The sequence below is a fragment of the Bifidobacterium sp. ESL0745 genome (assembly GCF_029433335.1).
GTDB lineage: Bacteria > Actinomycetota > Actinomycetes > Actinomycetales > Bifidobacteriaceae > Bifidobacterium.
The window spans coordinates 1508165-1525457 of sequence record NZ_JAQTHX010000001.1 but is presented as its reverse complement, the minus strand read 5'-3'; the positions used below and the strand labels follow the sequence as shown (position 1 = coordinate 1525457).

The 17293-nt window shown below is 55.6% G+C and carries 10 protein-coding genes and 1 tRNA gene; 8 read left to right on the top strand and 3 right to left on the bottom strand.

All coding sequences use genetic code 11. From position 1 onward, the window contains the following. Nucleotides 1-298 precede the first annotated feature (298 nt). Nucleotides 299-6865, top strand: a complete 6567-nt coding sequence (locus PT275_RS05990; RefSeq protein WP_277153244.1) for an LPXTG cell wall anchor domain-containing protein — start codon at nucleotides 299-301, stop codon at nucleotides 6863-6865. Between the two features lie 38 nt (nucleotides 6866-6903). Here the strand turns inward: PT275_RS05990 and PT275_RS05985 are convergent, their stop codons facing one another. Further along, nucleotides 6904-7056: a hypothetical protein gene (locus tag PT275_RS05985; RefSeq protein ID WP_277153242.1), complete on the bottom strand. Its 153-nt coding sequence runs from the start codon at nucleotides 7054-7056 to the stop codon at nucleotides 6904-6906. Between the two features lie 264 nt (nucleotides 7057-7320). Here PT275_RS05985 and PT275_RS05980 point away from each other — a divergent pair, with 264 nt between their 5' ends. The 3 genes from PT275_RS05980 to PT275_RS05970 all read left to right on the top strand — a co-directional run bounded on the left by PT275_RS05980 (nucleotide 7321) and on the right by PT275_RS05970 (nucleotide 12472). Next, nucleotides 7321-8502, top strand: a complete 1182-nt coding sequence (locus PT275_RS05980; protein ID WP_277153240.1) for a hypothetical protein — start codon at nucleotides 7321-7323, stop codon at nucleotides 8500-8502. A gap of 232 nt (nucleotides 8503-8734) precedes the next feature. Further along, complete coding sequence (locus tag PT275_RS05975) at nucleotides 8735-9784, top strand: glycosyltransferase (protein WP_277153238.1); 1050 nt, start codon at nucleotides 8735-8737, stop codon at nucleotides 9782-9784. A gap of 33 nt (nucleotides 9785-9817) precedes the next feature. Next, nucleotides 9818-12472: a glycosyltransferase family 39 protein gene (locus PT275_RS05970; RefSeq protein WP_277153236.1), complete on the top strand. Its 2655-nt coding sequence runs from the start codon at nucleotides 9818-9820 to the stop codon at nucleotides 12470-12472. A 289-nt stretch (nucleotides 12473-12761) separates the two neighbouring features. On the opposite strand, the gene PT275_RS05965 is transcribed toward PT275_RS05970, so the two are convergent. Together PT275_RS05965 and PT275_RS05960 are read right to left on the bottom strand one after the other, a co-directional pair. Next, a complete protein-coding gene (locus PT275_RS05965; protein WP_277153234.1) occupies nucleotides 12762-13622 on the bottom strand; it encodes a DUF805 domain-containing protein in 861 nt (286 codons plus the stop codon). A gap of 302 nt (nucleotides 13623-13924) precedes the next feature. After that, nucleotides 13925-14001, bottom strand: a tRNA-Met gene (locus PT275_RS05960). 106 nt (nucleotides 14002-14107) lie between these two features. Here PT275_RS05960 and metA point away from each other — a divergent pair. The 4 genes from metA (at nucleotide 14108) to PT275_RS05940 (ending at nucleotide 17247) form a co-directional block, all read left to right on the top strand. Beyond that, complete coding sequence (gene metA, locus PT275_RS05955) at nucleotides 14108-15154, top strand: homoserine O-succinyltransferase (protein ID WP_277153232.1); 1047 nt, start codon at nucleotides 14108-14110, stop codon at nucleotides 15152-15154. 284 nt (nucleotides 15155-15438) lie between these two features. After that, nucleotides 15439-16254 carry a F0F1 ATP synthase subunit A gene (gene atpB, locus PT275_RS05950; protein WP_277153229.1) on the top strand — a complete coding sequence of 272 codons (816 nt, stop codon included), beginning with the start codon at nucleotides 15439-15441 and terminating at the stop codon, nucleotides 16252-16254. Between the two features lie 154 nt (nucleotides 16255-16408). Continuing rightward, complete coding sequence (gene atpE, locus PT275_RS05945; RefSeq protein ID WP_277153227.1) at nucleotides 16409-16639, top strand: ATP synthase F0 subunit C; 231 nt, start codon at nucleotides 16409-16411, stop codon at nucleotides 16637-16639. A 77-nt stretch (nucleotides 16640-16716) separates the two neighbouring features. Beyond that, on the top strand, nucleotides 16717-17247 hold the full coding sequence (locus PT275_RS05940) for a F0F1 ATP synthase subunit B (RefSeq protein ID WP_277153225.1): 531 nt from the start codon (nucleotides 16717-16719) through the stop codon (nucleotides 17245-17247). Nucleotides 17248-17293 lie beyond the last annotated feature (46 nt).

Sequence of the window (17293 nt, the reverse complement as noted above, 5' to 3'; positions counted from 1 at the left end):
AAACGGGAAGGCGGAAAAGATGGATGAAGTGATCAGATCAACACCATTGATGGTGAGCGTAGATGACGCCGAGCCAAACAATATGAATGTTTCGTCGGGTTATCCGGGTCGTACTGGTCGCACCTTCAAGTGTGGTTAAGCAACTCGGTTTGCCCGATTGGCTGACCGTTTTAGAAGTTTGCCGTGCCCTCCGTTGTTGATCTTGGCGGATTCGGGCGGAGGCCACGGCTCCAATGGTTGGAAGAGGACCTTTGCAGGCTCTCTTCCTCCATCCTATCGGAAAGTGGAGGAGAAAGTAATGATGGGACATAAAGTCTTTAGGACTGGCGGCATCAGGCATCTGCTGGCCTGTTGGGCTGCCGTTTTGACAGCTGTGGCGATGCTCGTCCCCAGTGTGGCTTGGGCGGGCGGATCCGAGGATCACGACAATAACAGCCATGGTGGCGGCGGTGGGGAATTCCACCAGTATTGGGCTTATAAGGACGATATGGACGGGGCGTTCGGCGAGCCGAATCGGAAAAACGTTCTGGCGGCGATGGGGTCGGTGGGCAAGTCGAGTGATGGGTCGACGCGTGCGAACGATACGATCGACGCAGTGACATCTGGGGCGCTGTCCAAGTGCAGGTTCAATTTCGACGCGCACCATCCCGACCAAATAGGCAATGCGAAGTGCCGGTTAGCCGGCGTAGGCTTCGTGACCGGCGCAGGCGATGTCTACAACGCCTATGCTAGGGCAAATGCCGACATGTGGGCTAAAAACTGGACTTCCCTGACATCCGGGAAAACGTATAGCAACCAAGGTGCTGAATACCGAACGAATGAGTCTTTTTGGGATCAGCCTGATACTTCGGTCAATAGTCTTGCACAAGCTGCTTCGGGTTCGGCGACCGCGGGCACGTTGGGGGTTATCGTGCTTGACCAGTATGAGCCGAAGCCGGCGGAATACAGTTTGTCGGTATCGACAAGCCAACAGGCGCCATTCGGACTTGTCGTCGGAGCCGGCGATGAGGTGCGAGACCAGATACATGCAAGTCGCAACGGCTCGCCGATAATCGAGGATGTGAATGCCGATGTGACGTTGCATTATGACGGTCAGGCTGACGGATATGTTCCAGCCAACGAGTCGACGAAAACGGGTTTGATTCATAACAACGGTGATTCTTTGTCTCCGCCGTTCGTTCCTTCCGATCTTGGAATGAATCATTGGCAGGAAGGTGCGTATCGGTTCGATGTCAATGTCAGGAAGCAGGGGAAGATGTCGGCAGATGTAAATCATGTCGGTTTCAACGATCCGGCAGAGCAGTGGTTTGTGACTTCTTTGCCTCCTCCGGCTCCTACAAAGCAGATACAGGAAGGCACCAGCGTCAACGGCATGGCAAACACGACGGCGATCAAGTCCTACACCGGTCGTGGCGGCTATGAGATGCATTTTAAGGATGTCATCAGCGCGAACGGTGTCAATTACGATGTGTCCGGGATGAAGGTCATGGATCTGACGGCCGAAACCGATGTATCCAATCAGTTCGTGATGGTCTGGGATCGTGGCTTGAATATGGTGAGTGCGGATACGGTGGCGGGCATTGGGCAGCTGCCATTGGACCATGAATTCAGCTTCACGTTTCAGGTGATTGTGCATGATCCTGATACAAGCGTTGTAGCCGACATCGCTTCGGTTTCATGGAACAAGAACGGTTTTGTAGATACGCCGCTCTATCAATTCCTGACCCGTGATCCGAATCCGGACAAGACTTGGACTACTGATCCGAACGAAGCCCTTGCCACGGCTGATCCCGGGCATGCCAATAATTCCGGAGCCGACGGCAGGACCTTTGTGCCGGGTGACCGTGTCTCGAGCGTGGTCAACGGCGTGCTGCCCAAGGATCTAGTACAGGACCTCTCGCAGTATTCGCTTACCGACGATTGGACCGGCGCATCCCAATATGTCGACTTCCCAAACGAAAACACGAAGGTGTATGTCGACGGTGTGGATCGCACAGGCGATTTCATCGTCACAACTGTGGGATCGAAAACCGTTGCAAGCGCAAAGCCGTCCATTCTTGTTGGTTCCGCCCATCAGACGAATGACCGCAAGGTGAAGCTTGTGCTGGACGGTCGGTTCAAGTCTGAGGCAAGCGCCACTGAAGCGGTGTCGATGACGAACTCAGGCGGGGAAAAGTGGAATGGGCAGGATGCGGCCACCAATACGCCACCGGTATTGATGCGCAGTCCCAATCCCAACAAGGTATGGACGGCAGACCCTGCCATGTCTATGGATGCCTCAGACTCGCATCGAACCAATCGGGCTGGCAGTGATAATTGTATGTTCGTTCCAGGTGAGCGGATCTCCACCGTTGTCAACGGGACTTTGCCGAAAAACCTTGCCAAAGACCTCAGCCGGTATTCGATCACGGACGACTGGTCACAGGCAGCGAACTATCTGGATTTCCCGAATGACAACGCCAAAGTGTATGTGGATGGCGTCGAGCGCACCGGTGATTTCTTGATTTCCACCGATGGCCATGTGACCACCGCCAGTGCTCGGCCCTCAATTCTGTCCGGCAGCGGTCATCGGGCCAACGACCGCAAGGTCAAGCTGATACTGGATGGCACCTTCAACATCGCGACGGATGCACATAACCTTATCGATGGCATCAAAAACAAGGGAGCCGAGCAATGGAACGGCAAGACGGCTGCCACCAACGAGCCCACTGTACAGGTACGCAGCCCCAACCCCAACAAGGCATGGGCGACGGATCCCGCTGAGGCCATGGGCGTCGTTGACACGTATCATACGAATCAAGAAGGCAGCGACAATCGTATGTTCGTTCCGGGCGAGCAGGTCTCCACCGTGGTCAACGGGACTTTGCCGAAAAACCTTACCAAGGATTTAAGCCGGTATTCGATCGCAGACGACTGGTCGCAAGCCGCAGAATACTTGGATTTTCCGGGTGGCAGGGCCAAAGTGTATGTGGATGGCGTTGATCGCACCGGTGAATTCGTCATTTCCGCCAACGGCCATGTGACCACCGCCCGCGCCAAGCCTTCGATTCTCTCCGATAGCGCCCATCGGGCCAGCGACCGCAAGGTCAAGCTGATATTGGACGGCACATTCAACATTGCCACTGACGCGCACAATCTTATTGACAGGATCACAAACAAGGGAACCGAGCAATGGAACGGCAAGACGGCTGCCGCCAACGAGCCCATCGTCCAGGTTCGCAGTCCGAATCCCAACAAGGCGTGGGTGAAAGATACGCAGGAGGCGTTGTCCGTCAGCGACGTAAACCATACGAACGATGTGGCCGCCGATGGCAAAACATATGTGACGGGCGACGATGCAGCCGTCGTGGTCACCGGTGCGTTGCCGAAGAACCTTGCCAAGGACCTTTCGCGGTATTCGATTGCCGACGATTGGACCGGTGCCGCTCAGTATGTCGATTTTCCAAATGCGAAAGCGAGAGTCTATGTGGATGGTGTCGATCGCACATCTGATTTTTCGATTGCAACCGTCGGCCATACGACCACAGCAAACGCGAAATCCTCCATCCTCCGTGGCAGCGGAAAAAGGATCAACGATCGTAAGGTCAAACTCGTTCTTTCGGGAAGGATGTACCAGGATCTGGACGTGCACACGTCGGTCGCACTTGTCAACAAAGGGTATGAGCAGTGGAATGGGAAGTCGGCTGCGACCAACGAACCCCAAGTACACGTCTGGACTCCGAACCCCGACAAGAGTTGGGTGAAGCTTGACGATAACGGAAAATGGCGCTTGGTGATCGACCCGAACAGGACGAATGCAACCGGCGGCGATAACCTGACGTTCCTTGATGGCGACCAGATTGGTGCCGTGGTGAATGTGCCGATTGCCGACCCCTCTTCGTTGGAATATGGGGTCAACACACTCAAACTGAGTGATGACTACGGGAAGGCGGATTATCTTGTCGATCCGCAGGCGCTTTCGAATGTGCGCATGTATGTGGCGGATGCCGCGAGCGGTGCCCGATCGAGCGTCGATGCCATCAATGATGTGGCCGGGGCCGATGTCAGTTCGCATTTCGACGTCACTCAGGACGGTACGGTGATTACCGCCAGTGCGAAGAAGGATTGGCTTGCCGAGCTTTCCCGGCATACCGGTCCGGTGCAAGTGACGATGCTGGTACCGTTCAGAGTCAATTACGCCAATGGCAGGGGCGCAAAACAGGTGCGTGAGGATTTCGGCAAGCAACCTGGAGAGGAGCTTTCCTTCTCTACCGACGCGGGCGGTGCCGACCTCCTTAATGCGGCTTCGATTCAGATCAACCGACAAAAGAAGGATACGAACATGCCTAGGATTGCCGGTTACGTGCCATCGGCGAAAAAGGATGTCGTAGGTGAGGCTTCCGAAGGTGGCTCACAGGATTCTATCGACGGCAAGGTCGTTTACCCCGGGCAGAAAGTCGAATACAATCTCGACACCCAGCCGCATCTGCCCGCAGGCCTGGCTTATCAGGTGAAAACCGTCACGTTGACCGACCAATATGACCAATATCTTGAGCCCGACAAACAGACCCTTGAGCTGATAGATCTCAACAGTGGACGTATGGTTTCAAAATCGAAGTATGCAACCACGTGGGATTTGGATGCGCATCAGGTTGCGGTGAACTTCACCGATGCGGCGCTCATCGCACAATGGCGTTCCGGAGGAACACCTCGGTTGCAATTGAGGTTTGAGGGTATTGTCTCGCTTGATGCGCCCGTTGATCATCAGGTCAACAATCAGTGGGGGCTTATCCTGAACAACTCGTTTACGCCGAGCAATGAGGTGTTCAACATCCCTCCAAGTCTGCGGCCGGCCAAGCATGATTTCCAAAGCCAGGAGCAAGGCGATCCCAGCGTTTCCATTGACGGAAAGACGCTTCTGATGGGTGACACCGGCAACTACGTCATTGACTTGGATGCCACCCAGACCAGTCAGGCCTACAACGTGTGGAGGTTGGGGGTTGTCGACGACTTCGACGAGGAATATCTGAAAGTCGATCCGACCGGAATCACTGTGACTGGCGATGATGGCCGGGACCATACTGCAAAATTCAACATTCAAGTGCTCGATGGTGTGGCTTATGCGTTTGCCAAACAGGTCGATACATTCGTGACGGCTTCCGGAGAGACCCTTAAAGGTGACCCGCAGCCAAAGAACTTGAAGGATTATGCAGATTCGGACGTTCACAATCCTTTGGCCGATCCGGCCATTGATCAGGCGTTGCTCGGTCAGCATTATCACATCACGATTCCCTACACCGTGCAGAAGGTCGCCGACGGATATGTGGTGAAGAACAAGGCCGTTCAGGTCGAGAACGCTCTGCGTAAAGAGAGCAATGAGGTCTCCAATCCTCTGAAACCGATGAACCCGGCGAAGGATGTGGTTGTCAAGGTAGGTGGGGGAAGCGTGAATGGTTCCAGCGTGTATAAGGGCAGCGTATTTCTTTACCGCTTGGACAGCACCATTTTGCCGGCGGATCGTGCTTACCCGGATATAAAAGACTGGAGTATCGTCGACGACCTCGATCCCGCCTACGACCAATACACCGGTCAATGGGCCGTTTACGCGACGCGTGACCTCCATGCTGCAGATGGTGGAGTGATGGCGTATAAAGGAGACAGGATCGCAGGCAGCGGATTTGACGCGATTGGCAAATTCGGTGATGATCTGTTCACCTTGGTGGCTGACGATGGCAATGTTTCTCCCCGCAGTGCAGGCGAGAAAGGGGATTTTAAATCCGATTCAAGCAGTCCCGGCGATTCCGGCAATGCGGGCAAACAGATGAAAATAACCGTTGCGGCGACTGAGCTCTATCGACGGCTTGTTTCCGCAGATACCGTGCATGAGCAGGGTTGGCAGATCTATATACAGGTCAAACGAGTTAAATCCACAGAGCGTCATGAGAACAAGTTCATCGAGACGCTCAATGGACATGCTTACGAATCGAATGTTGCCTGGACCTGCACGCCTGAGCTTGTTCCCGCGCTCTATATCGAGAAGTGGGACAAGCCTAGCGGTTGGGCAAAAGGTGACCGTGATCATCCCGAAGAAGCACTGGATATCGTGGGGGATACGGAAATCGTATTCACAATCACCAACACCAGTGATGAGAAAGACGGGCACGGTGCGCAGTTCAAGGCCAGTGATCTGAAGATCGCCGACACAACCCTTGCCGGAGACGGCATTGTTACCGATTTCAAATATCCAAAGGATTGGTCGTCCCTGATACTCAAGCCCGGCGAGCATGTGGATGTGGTCGGTACGTTGAAAGATGTCACCGCCAAACACGCTGACCGTGCGAAGGTCACCGGCACTCCGCTTGTCGAAATTTCCCGAACCAGTCTGAACCCGTGGGGTGCGGACTCCGGCGATGAAGGGACAAGCGATGGCATTGAAATCAATGTTCCGGTGCTTCCCGCTCCCGATCAGCCTCTTCACGTCGACAACGGCTTTGAATCTCCTATCTTGTCTGACAGTGTTGCGATGCATGGAGCTCATGGTGAGGTCCCGAATCAGTGGAGTTCCGATGATTTTCAGAATACAAAGATTGTCAACGTGGCAGGCCGGTCTATGGCCATGATGGAGCCTGTTGATTCCAATCTTGATGACTGGAACGGTCAGCGAATCCCGCAGCCTGAGCCGGAACCAGAACCAGGTTCTGAGCCTAAACCTGAATCAGTGGCGGACGCTGTGACTGCCCCGGTCGATCCTCCGATGGTGGGCACCCCTCTTGTGGTCACCGGGGCGTCGGTCACCGCGGTGCTGCTCCTTGCCGGTGCATCTCTCTTCGGTGCCGTTATGCTGATGGCGCTGGCGCAAAACCGGTATCGCCCACGGCATCGATGATTCGGATTGTTCGCCGGCGGCTTCCGGTCTTTTAAGATTCAAAGGCCGGAAGCAAGCCTGGCGACGATGCCGAGGATATCGATGATGGCGACGATTCCGGTGGCGCAGACAATGGAGTAGATGTCTGGGAAGTCAACGACATCGTCGACGGCAAAGACGACTGCGGTATCGCGATGTCGGCGATTCAGCAATCATTCAGCTTATGTTCAAGAATATCTGCTGAAAGTCGAGGAGTTCCTTGGGTTTGGACACAGCAGCCGCCCATGATGACGCTGTTCAATGTAATCATGCACGCAGAAAGGGGCATGAAACAGCCACCGGGAATGGCCGGCCCTCTGCGGTCGCGACGATGGGATTCCACGATATGTAGTTAACGGGATTCTGTCATCGACAAGAACCGTCTCAATTCCGTGCCGATATTCGTCAGCCAGACAACAACAAACAGGAGCATCATCATGGATAAGAACATGAGCAACAATACGAATGGCAACGCAAAGAACGATCCGAATGTAAATAGCGGGGCTCGATCAGGTAGTGAGGCCGGCGTGCATGCGAAAGCCGGAACGAATGACGAAACCCGAATGAATGCCGGCACTTCCGCTGAGGCCACCCAGAATATTCATGCCAGCAATGGAGGGAATGTGAACGTGAATGCCAAGGGGAATGCAGACGCGGCCACCGAACAGAATATGAGCGCAAATCGTTACGGCGGAACGACATTCAACCAAGGCGGCGGCACCTATGACAATTCGCCTGCTTCGCAGTTCGGGGGCAATTTCGAATTTTTGCAGCATCGTCCGGCCGGCGGTGAAGATCTTGGCGTGAATGGGCAACAGGGTGAACGTAATTACTATGCCACAAACGGCGTTCCGGTGAATACAGAAGGCTTTGCCGCAAATGGTGGGCCGGCCAATGGCGGACGTTTTTCCGCCAACGGTCAGCCGGTTTCGGGTCAAGGCTTTGCTTCCACCGGTCAACCACCCACTGGCGGAGTGTTCGCCGCGAAAAACCCATTCGGTGGATTCGGGAAGAAGCCCAAAGAACATTCCGGAAAGATGTGGGGTGTGATAATCGGTATCGCTCTGGTCTGCGGTTTGGCCGGAGGCGCAATTGGTGGATTCGCAACGGCGAAATCGGTTGTGCCCTCGCAAAACCAGCAGTTGGAACGACAGATGACGGGAGGCCAGGGGCGTCGGGGCATGGGACAGATACCAGGTGCCAATGGCACTGATGGTGGATCCATGGGTGGCAGCGGCCAATCCGGTCAGAGCGGGTCCGGTTTGTCTTCGGGTTCCGGGCAATCCGACAGGTCCGGATTGTCCGGTTCGTCTGATGGGTCGAGCCAATCTGATGGGTCGAGCCAATCGAATGGATTAGGTTCCTCTGATAACTCCGGTTCGTCTGATGGCTCCGTTTCCCAAAATTCCGGTAACCGCAGACGTTCCGGTAACTCGAACGATGCCACGTCGGGTTCATCCGGAAGCAGTACTGACATCGGTTCACAGTCAATGGGTTCCGGCGCAACGGGCACGTCGAGCTTGTCCGGAGGTTCTGCGTCAGCCGGTTCCGACAGTTCCGACTCCGAGGGATCCGGCACCTCGTCGACCATCACCGACATGACGTTGCGGGAAGCCTGATGTGTGCGGGTTGTTAGCTAATAGAAGTTCACCATTTGATGATGGCCTCGGTTTAGTCCGAGGCCATCTTTTTATGTGGGCTTTTTGGGAGGGGGATATCCCTGCCAATCATTTTTTGCGCCATCGTATCTAGATAACATTCAGCAAACCTTCATGGTTTTGGTGACAGGTTTCGGGCTATGTCCCACGATTGCCTGAGGGTATATCCAAAAACGTCGTGTGTACTGTTCTTATGACCACACAACACCAGCCGCAAACGGCAACACAAAGCTCTTTCACCCCAACCAGCGCAACAGGCACAGACAAGTCGAAACGTGAGCGGTCAAACCCGCCTGCTTTCTACGATGCGCCAAGGTCATCCGATCAATCGAAAACGCCTTATGCGCCCCAGACTTTTGATGTCCATGATTCATCGAATGATTCCGATCCTTCCGGTGCGTCCAACTTGTCAAATGTCCCCGGACTTTCCGGTGCTATCGATCCGGTCGGCTTGATTGCCGAACAAGTAGGCAATCCAGTGCAAGTGGATGCCGACATCGTCATCCCCGTCTACAACGAGCATGAGGAGCTTGCCGATTCCGTGCTTACTTTGATGCAATACCTTGGCAGCCCCCGGAGCGTTCCGGCTTCCGCACAATGGCAATCGCCATATCCGCCGCAATATAGCTGGAACATCGTCATTGCGGACAACGCGAGCACCGACGATACCTGGTCCATCGCCGTCGACCTCGCGCGGCAGTATCCGCAGTTTGTGCGGGCCGTCCGCATCCCGGCAAAGGGTCGTGGCCGCGCACTCAAACTCGCATGGGGGCAGTCGCATGCCAAAGTCCGTGCGTATATGGACGTCGACCTTTCCACCGACATCCGCCTGACCGATGTGCTGGTCGGCTCGATTTTGAACGGCCATGCCGAAGTGGCGAGCGGCTGTCGCCTGCTTGACGAGTCGCAGGTCACCCGCTCGCCCAAACGCGAGTTCATCTCCCGCAGCTACAACGTCCTGCTGCGAGCGACGCTGGGTGTTACGTTCGAAGATGCCCAGTGCGGTTTCAAGGCGATCAGCGCCAAGGCCGCGGATTTCCTGCTTCCGCAAATCAAAGACAACGAGTGGTTCTTCGATACCGAGCTGTTGACGTTGGCGCAGACTTACGGCCTGCCCACTTACATATTCCCGGTGCGCTGGGTCGAGGACGCGGGCACGACGGTCAATATTCCCGATACCGTTCGCAAAGACCTTAAGGGCATCAGGCGCATGCGGCATGAACTTGCTGCTTCAGCCATCTAACCCAAGTGTATACAAGCGTATAAAGGACAAATCATGAATGAGACACCAAACCGATTCGACCGCTCAGACACGAGTGGCGACGGCGCGTTCGCCAGCATCAAATCAGCTTTCGCCGGTATCCCCGGAGGCCGCTTCGTCTCCGCCGATCCGACACACACCGTCCGCCATTGCGTCGCCCGCAAACGCAAGTGGTACGACTGGCTCGCCTTTGCCGTCATGATGGCGGCCACGGTGGCGATCATGTTCGTCAACCTGACGGCCAACGGCTTCGCCAACGAGTTCTACGCGGCCGCCGCCCAGGCGGGATCGACCAATTGGGAGGCGTTCCTTTTCGGCTCGTCGGACGCCGCGAACTCCATCACGGTCGACAAGCCGCCGGCCTCCCTGTGGCTTATGGCGCTTTCGATCAAGGCCTTCGGACTTAGCTCTTTCGCCCTGCTGCTCCCTGAAGCGATCTGCGGGGTGCTGAGCGTCTGGCTGCTCTACGCTTCGGTACGCCGGTATTGGGGCAATTGGGCCGGCATCATCGCCGGTTCGACCCTCGCGCTTACCCCGGTCGCCGCGTTGATGTTCCGTTTCGATAACCCCGACGCGTTGCTGGTCCTGCTCATGGTCGCCGCTTCGGCTTCGGTGCTTCGCGCGTTGGAATACGACCCCGACCGCAAAGGCAATCGCAAACGCACGTTGTGGCTGGCGCTCGCCGGCGTGTGCATCGGCCTCGGCTTCCTCACCAAGCAGATGCAGGTCTTCCTCGTCCTTCCGGGCTTTGCGCTCGCGATTCTGATCGCCTCGCCCACGAAATTCTGGCGACGCCTGGTCGATAGCGTTGTGGCGCTGGTGGCGATGGCGGCCAGCGCCGGTTGGTGGGTTCTGCTCACCGTCGTCGTTCCCGCTTCCGCACGCCCGTATATCGGCGGTTCGCAGAACAATTCGTTCCTCGAACTCACCTTCGGCTACAACGGTTTCGGCCGTTTGACCGGCCATGAGACGGGTTCAGTTGTCCCCGGCGGTGGCGGGAGTCGCGCCGGCAGCCACGCCGGAACCGGAAGTTTCGGCGGCAAGGTTTCCGAAACGCTTGGCAACGCCTACAACGCGATGACAGGCACGGCCGGAGGACCCGGCGGCGTTCCTGGCGCAGGTGGCGGCCGAAGCCACGGCGGTCGTGGCCAGGGCGGCGGCATGTGGGGCCAGACCGGCATCACCCGTCTGTTCGACGGCGTCTACGGCACCCAGATTTCCTGGCTTGCGCCCATCGCGTTCGCCGGCATCCTCATCGGTCTTGCCGTTTCGATTCGCGTTCGCCGCACCGATATGCGCCGCGCGGGCGTGATGGTGTGGGGCGGCTGGCTTGCCGTCACGTGGCTCACCTTCAGTTTCATGGGCGGCATCTTCCATCAGTATTACACTGTGGCGCTTGCGCCCGCGGTGGCTGTGATGGTCGCCGTGGCGGTGCAGAACCTTTGGGAACGGCGTGACACCTTGTGGGCACGAGTGCTGGCAACGGTTTTGGTGCTCGTCAACACGTTGTGGGCCGCGCAATTGCTGTCCCGTTCCTCGTGGCTGCCGTGGCTGCGCCCGACGGTGCTCGTTCTCGGCACCTTGGCGACGCTTGCGCTGCTGGTCTCCGCCATCGCGCTGCTGCCGATACGTTCGCTGCACACCCTGCGTTCCGGCAATGGCGGCAAGGTCGTGGGCAAAATCGGCTTGATCGGTATCGTCCTTGCGACGGTTGCGCTCTATGCGGGCCCGACCGCGTGGACGGGATACACGGTCGCAACCGGTCATCACGGTTCGATAGTCACCGCCGGTCCCGAGGTCTCTGGTTCAATGGGCGGTCCTGGCGGCGGCCACGGTGGCCGTGGAGGCCAAGGAGGTTTCGGCGGCGGAATGCCCGGTGGCGGCCAGCAAGGTCAAGGCCAAGGTGGTCCCGGTAGCCAAGGCCAGCAAGGTCAAGGCGGCTTTGGTGCCGGTGTGCCCGGTCAGAATGGCCAGAATGCCCAAGGCAACACCAACGGATCGAACAATGCCAACGGCGGTTCCAACCAAGCCGGAGGCCCATCTATGAACGGTTCCAACGGAAAGTCAGGAATGCCCGGTACGCCAGGTTCGACAGGCAACGGTAACGGTACGCCAGGTTCGAATAATTCCAACAATTCGAATAATTCCAATGGTACTGGCACGGCCCCGAATATGAACGGTCAAGGCGGCGCCAACGCGCAAGGCGGTCAAAGCAACGTGAATGGCCAGGCCGGTTCCACCGGCAAGTTCGCTCGCGGCCAACGTGGCGGCCGCGGCGGCGCAGGCGGTCTGCTTGGCGGCGAGGGAGCGAGCTCGGTCGGTAGCAAGCTGAAGAGTCTGTTGATGAAGGACGCCGACAAGTACACGTGGGTCGCCGCGGCCACAGGTTCGCAGACCGCGTCCGGCTACCAGCTGGCCACGCAGAAGCCGGTCATGCCGATCGGCGGTTTCAACGGCTCCGACCCAAGCCCCACGCTCGCGCAGTTCAAGCGTTACGTCGAGGAAGGCAGGATCCACTACTACATCGGCGGCAGCGAAATGGGCGGCAACCAGATGGGCGGGTCGAACGCCTCCGGTCAGATTGCCACATGGGTCAAGGCCAATTTCAAGTCCCAAACGGTTGACGATGTGACGATCTACGACCTGACCGCCTCAAAAACCATCAAGTAGGGAGGGAAACAATAATTTTACAGTAATAAGGTAATAAATAAGTAATAATAAATAGTCGGCTTGATGGTTTTCAGATTAATCAAACCGGCTATTTTGTTGCGAGGTTTATGCATTCTTTCGGTATATCTGCATCATGCGCAAGTTAAAAATTACGTTGAATGATGCTGTCGAACAATTGTGTTGAACCGATTTCGTTTCAATGAGGGAAGGCCAAGATTGATGCTCCTGCAACGAACAATCAGGTTCGCCTTCACCGTTTTCAATTTTTTGGCATCTCTTCACCTGCAGTTCAGGCCAATTGGTCGGGGCTGTCGAAACGTGCCCCGTATGGATTCGGCGCAAGCGTCATAAGCACGATCCAGAAAACAGTGGCTATGACATCGATGATTCCTGCGACATATACGGCAATAGCAATGCCGGAACCGACATGTCCGGTATTCAGAAGGAGCGTGCCGATGCTTATGCGTGTGGTAAAGGAGGCGATAACGACAGTAGCGGCACTAAAGGCAGTCAACGCCACCGGCAGCAGCATCCACCATCCCGATTTGTCGGAATCGTGGAGCCGGCGGACGCTGACGGCGAGCGCGGGGACGAATATTGCAAGTATCCAGATGACGTCGAGTAGGCTCCCGTTCCTGCCAAGAATGGTTTTATCGATGATGAGCAATGCAAGATCGACCGCCGCGATGAGCAAGTCGGCCCACCAATATTCGCTTCGGCTCGACCGTCCCGAGAATCTAAGATATTTGGAGAACAAACGTTTTATGGCTTCTAGCGGAGGGCAACGGTAATATGGCATTTGCCAGGTGGTCTTGCCGGCATTGTCGGCCGCTTCTTTTTCTTTTTGGTATTCGGCGTTCACTCGTGCGGCCCTGCGTTTGTTCGCCGGGGCGCTGAACAGCGCAAATGCTGTTTTCTTTGCTTTGCGATCCGCGATTCCTGAAGTATCGGTTTCCGGACTTTTCTCGGATGCCTGCTCGTTTCCCTTGTCCTTTTTATTCTCATGCGAGAGGCCAAAGAAGAACAAGGCGAAAAGCAGAATCAGGACGATGATTGCATACAAAACGATTTCCGCGATGAATTTGAAAATCTGGCAGATGGCGATGCCGGCGATGGACACGACGATGAATAATATCCAGAAGATTCCCATAGCTGCCTGCCCCTTTAAGCCGTTGTGCAGCCAATTGTATTCTGCGGACACGTCGTAATCGTGTGATGGCTGCTGGCCGGCAAATCGGATTCCGGAAGATTCCATTTTGTCGATATCCGGGTTATAGACCAAAACGTCTTTGTTAGAAATCAGTCAGGAGATTTCAGTGCAGCAACTGAAGACGGCTGAAATCGATCACAAGCGCGGCATTGACAAACTCCACAATCATCGCTGAGTTTTTGGTCGCAATCTACTGCGTCGTCGAAAAAACAAAACCCGAAATCGTTGAGATTCCGGGCTTTTGGTAGCGGGGTCAGGATTTGAACCTGAGACCTCTGGGTTATGAGCCCAGCGAGCTACCGAACTGCTCCACCCCGCGACGGCTGTTTAAGACAGCAATAATCTAGATTACGGGTAATGGCGCAAAAGTCAAATCTTCGGCGCGTTTTTTGCTATCAGGGCAGAAGTGCGGCCATAATGGAACCATGCCTATCAAGATTGCCAGCGGATTGCCGGCGCGCGAAATACTCGACTCCGAGAGGATCTTTGCCATCGAGAAACCGGAGGCGGAGCAACAGAAGATTCGTCCCCTCAAATTGGTCATCCTGAATCTCATGCCCAAGAAGGTCGAGACCGAAACGCAGCTGTTGCGCCTGATTTCCAAGTCCCCGCTGCAGGTCGACATCGATTTCATGAAGACCTCGACTCACGAATCCACGCATGTCAGTGCTGACCATCTCCTGAAGTTCTACGAGAATTTCGACGCGTTCAAGGACAATTACTACGACGGCCTGGTGGTCACCGGTGCGCCGGTGGAGCAGCTTGATTTTGCGCAGGTCGATTATTGGGACGAGCTGACGCAGATTCTCGATTGGGCGCAGACCCACGTTTTCTCGACGATGTACCTGTGTTGGGGTGCGATGGCCGGGCTTAATTACCGTTATGGCATCCGCAAGCAAAATTTCAAGGAAAAGCTTTTCGGCGTGTTCCCGCAATATCTGCAAGACGAATACTGCTTCATCACCAACGGTTTCGACGAGATCTCGCTGCAGCCGCATTCGCGTGTGGCCGGTATGAACGAGGACGACATCGCCGCCAACAAGGATCTGCAGGTGCTTACTTGGGGGCCGCAAACGGGTTCCGGCCTCATCGCCGCCCGCGATTTTTCCGAGGTCTTCGTGCTTGGCCATTGGGAATACGGTAAGTACACCTTGCGTAACGAATACGAGCGGGACAAGGCCAAAGGACTGACGAACGTTCCATTTCCGACGAACTATTTCCCGCACGACGACCCCACGATGGAACCGCTTTTCTCTTGGCGCGCCCACGCAAACCTGCTGTGGCGCAACTGGCTCAATTGGGTCTACGAAACCACCCCGTACGACCTCAAGAAAGTTCCAAAACTTCGCGCAGAGAAAAAATTGGGAACGGATCGCTCGATTCGCCACGAACCGGGCGCGCCGCGCGAAGATTGCTTCAAACCCCTTGAATCAGACGGATATGGCCTGATTTCTAGCAATTTGCGAGATTAAAATTTCTAGACATTGAGTAGTTCAGTGTTGGTGATTTTTATTTATAAATGCTAACTGTTCCAGCAAATGTGATGACATTTACGTTTTTCGCCAAAGTGACGTACAATCGTCTCCGGCCGTTCGGAGTTGAGGGTCATGCAGGTGCCCAGGCTCCGCATGATTCCTTTTACTGGAAGGCTTCGGAAGTGGAATTGTTGGCATCCGCATCGATTTGTGGAACGTTACGTTTCCATTTCCGCGCAATGGAATAGACTGATAAGCCTTGAGGCAATCCGGGAGGGAACATGATCAAAGCTGTTGGCGCAAATCTGCTGTTGGCGGCCGCTTCCGGCCCCAAATTGCCCGGCATCAGCGACTTCCTGCCCCCGGAACTGTTGTTCAAGGGCACGCCATTTGCCATCAATCGCATCATTCTCATTAGAATCGTCGCTACGATCGTTCTGTTGGCGATCATGTGTATCACAGCGGCGCGTGCCAAGGTCGTTCCCGGCCGTTGGCAGGGTGCTGTGGAATGGCTTCTCGATTTCATCAAAGACAACATCGTCTATCAGGTGCTTGGCAAGGTTCGCGGCGAACGTTATGTGCCGATGATCACCACCATGTTCCTGACGATTCTCGTGTTCAACCTGTGCGGCATCATCCCCGGCATGAACATGGCGGCCACGGCCACCATCGCCACGCCTCTTGTCTTCGCATTGTGGACGTGGGTGCAATATTGGATCGCCGCGACGCGCGAGCAGGGTCTGTGGAAGTACCTCAAAGGGGAGCTTTTCCCCACAGGCGTTCCCGCTCCGCTTTATATTCTCGTGGCGCCCATCCAGCTGCTGGAAATCGCAATCGTTCGTCCGTTCTCGCTTACCCTGCGACTTTTCGCCAATATGCTGGCTGGTCATTTGCTGGTGGGCACTTGCTTGGCGTTCAGCCAGTTCTACCTGATCGAGGTCTCCAACAAGCTGATGACGCTGGTCGGCGTCATGTGGCTGATCGGTGGCTTGGTGTTCGTTTGTTTCGAGATTTTCGTCGCGGCGCTTCAGGCCTATGTCTTCGCCACGCTTTCGGCGGTGTACATCAGCCAGAGCTATCCGCTCGAAGAGGATTGATCGGCTGGTATCTGGTGGCGAATCCACAAGCTCTACCGGCTTGTGAAGGCGTTCAAAATTTTATAATTGAATAATTAATAGCAATTGATAAAAATTTGTGGTTCCGGACTTCCGGGACCGCCAAAGGAAGAAATTCCCTAGGAAAGGAAATAAAATGGGTCTCATCACTCTCGCTCAGGTTGCGGGCAACATCGATATCCTCGGCTACGGCGTCGCGGTACTTGGTCCGGCACTGGGCATGGGCATTCTCGCGGGCAAGGCCTTCGAGAGCATGGCTCGTCAGCCTGAGGTCAAGGGCACCATCCAGACCTTCATGATTGTGGCGCTGGCCATGATCGAGCTGCTCGGCCTGCTCGGCTTCGTCGTCTTCATCATGGCGAAGTAGTCGTTAAGTACGCTGAAACACTGGTTTCAATCGTATAGATACGCTTGAGGAAACCGTAAGCAAGAAAGGAGAAGCCCATGCCACAAGCATCAGGTGGGATTGATCTGTTCCTTCCAGAGCCGTATGACATTGTGTGGTCATTGGTCATTCTCATAGTGATCGCGGTGGCCTTCTACAAGTTCATCCTCCCTAAGTTCCAGTCCGTGTTCGATGAACGTTCGGCCAAGATCGAGGGAAACATAGCCAAGGCCAAAAAGGCCAAGAGCGATGCGGATGCAGCCAAGAAGAAGTATGAGGATCAGCTCAACAACGCCCGTGTCGATGCCTCGAAAATCACCGACAGCGCACGCAGCGAGGCGACGAAGATCATCTCCGACGCCCACACCCGTGCAGACAAGGAAGCGGAGCAGATCACCGCGAACGCCCAGCGTTCGATCGCCTCTCAGCAACAGCAGGCGATGGTGAGCCTCAAAAGCCAGGTCGGCACTTTGGCCACGGCACTTGCCGGCAAGATTCTGGGCTCCAAGCTCCAAGATGCCGATGTACAGGACGATATGCTCGACAACATGATCGACGATCTCGACAAGAAAACGGAAGACGGGCAATGATACGGTTCCGGTTGATCCGGAGCACGTCGCCGTCAACGAATTCGAA

Coding starts and splice junctions, on each gene's coding strand:
- PT275_RS05980 (WP_277153240.1), top strand. CDS start 7,321: ATGGATAAGAACATGAGCAACAATACGAATGGCAACGCAAAGAACGAT.
- atpE (WP_277153227.1), top strand. CDS start 16,409: ATGGGTCTCATCACTCTCGCTCAGGTTGCGGGCAACATCGATATCCTC.
- PT275_RS05990 (WP_277153244.1), top strand. CDS start 299: ATGATGGGACATAAAGTCTTTAGGACTGGCGGCATCAGGCATCTGCTG.
- PT275_RS05940 (WP_277153225.1), top strand. CDS start 16,717: ATGCCACAAGCATCAGGTGGGATTGATCTGTTCCTTCCAGAGCCGTAT.
- metA (WP_277153232.1), top strand. CDS start 14,108: ATGCCTATCAAGATTGCCAGCGGATTGCCGGCGCGCGAAATACTCGAC.
- PT275_RS05965 (WP_277153234.1), bottom strand. CDS start 13,622: ATGGGAATCTTCTGGATATTATTCATCGTCGTGTCCATCGCCGGCATC.
- atpB (WP_277153229.1), top strand. CDS start 15,439: ATGATCAAAGCTGTTGGCGCAAATCTGCTGTTGGCGGCCGCTTCCGGC.
- PT275_RS05970 (WP_277153236.1), top strand. CDS start 9,818: ATGAATGAGACACCAAACCGATTCGACCGCTCAGACACGAGTGGCGAC.
- PT275_RS05975 (WP_277153238.1), top strand. CDS start 8,735: ATGACCACACAACACCAGCCGCAAACGGCAACACAAAGCTCTTTCACC.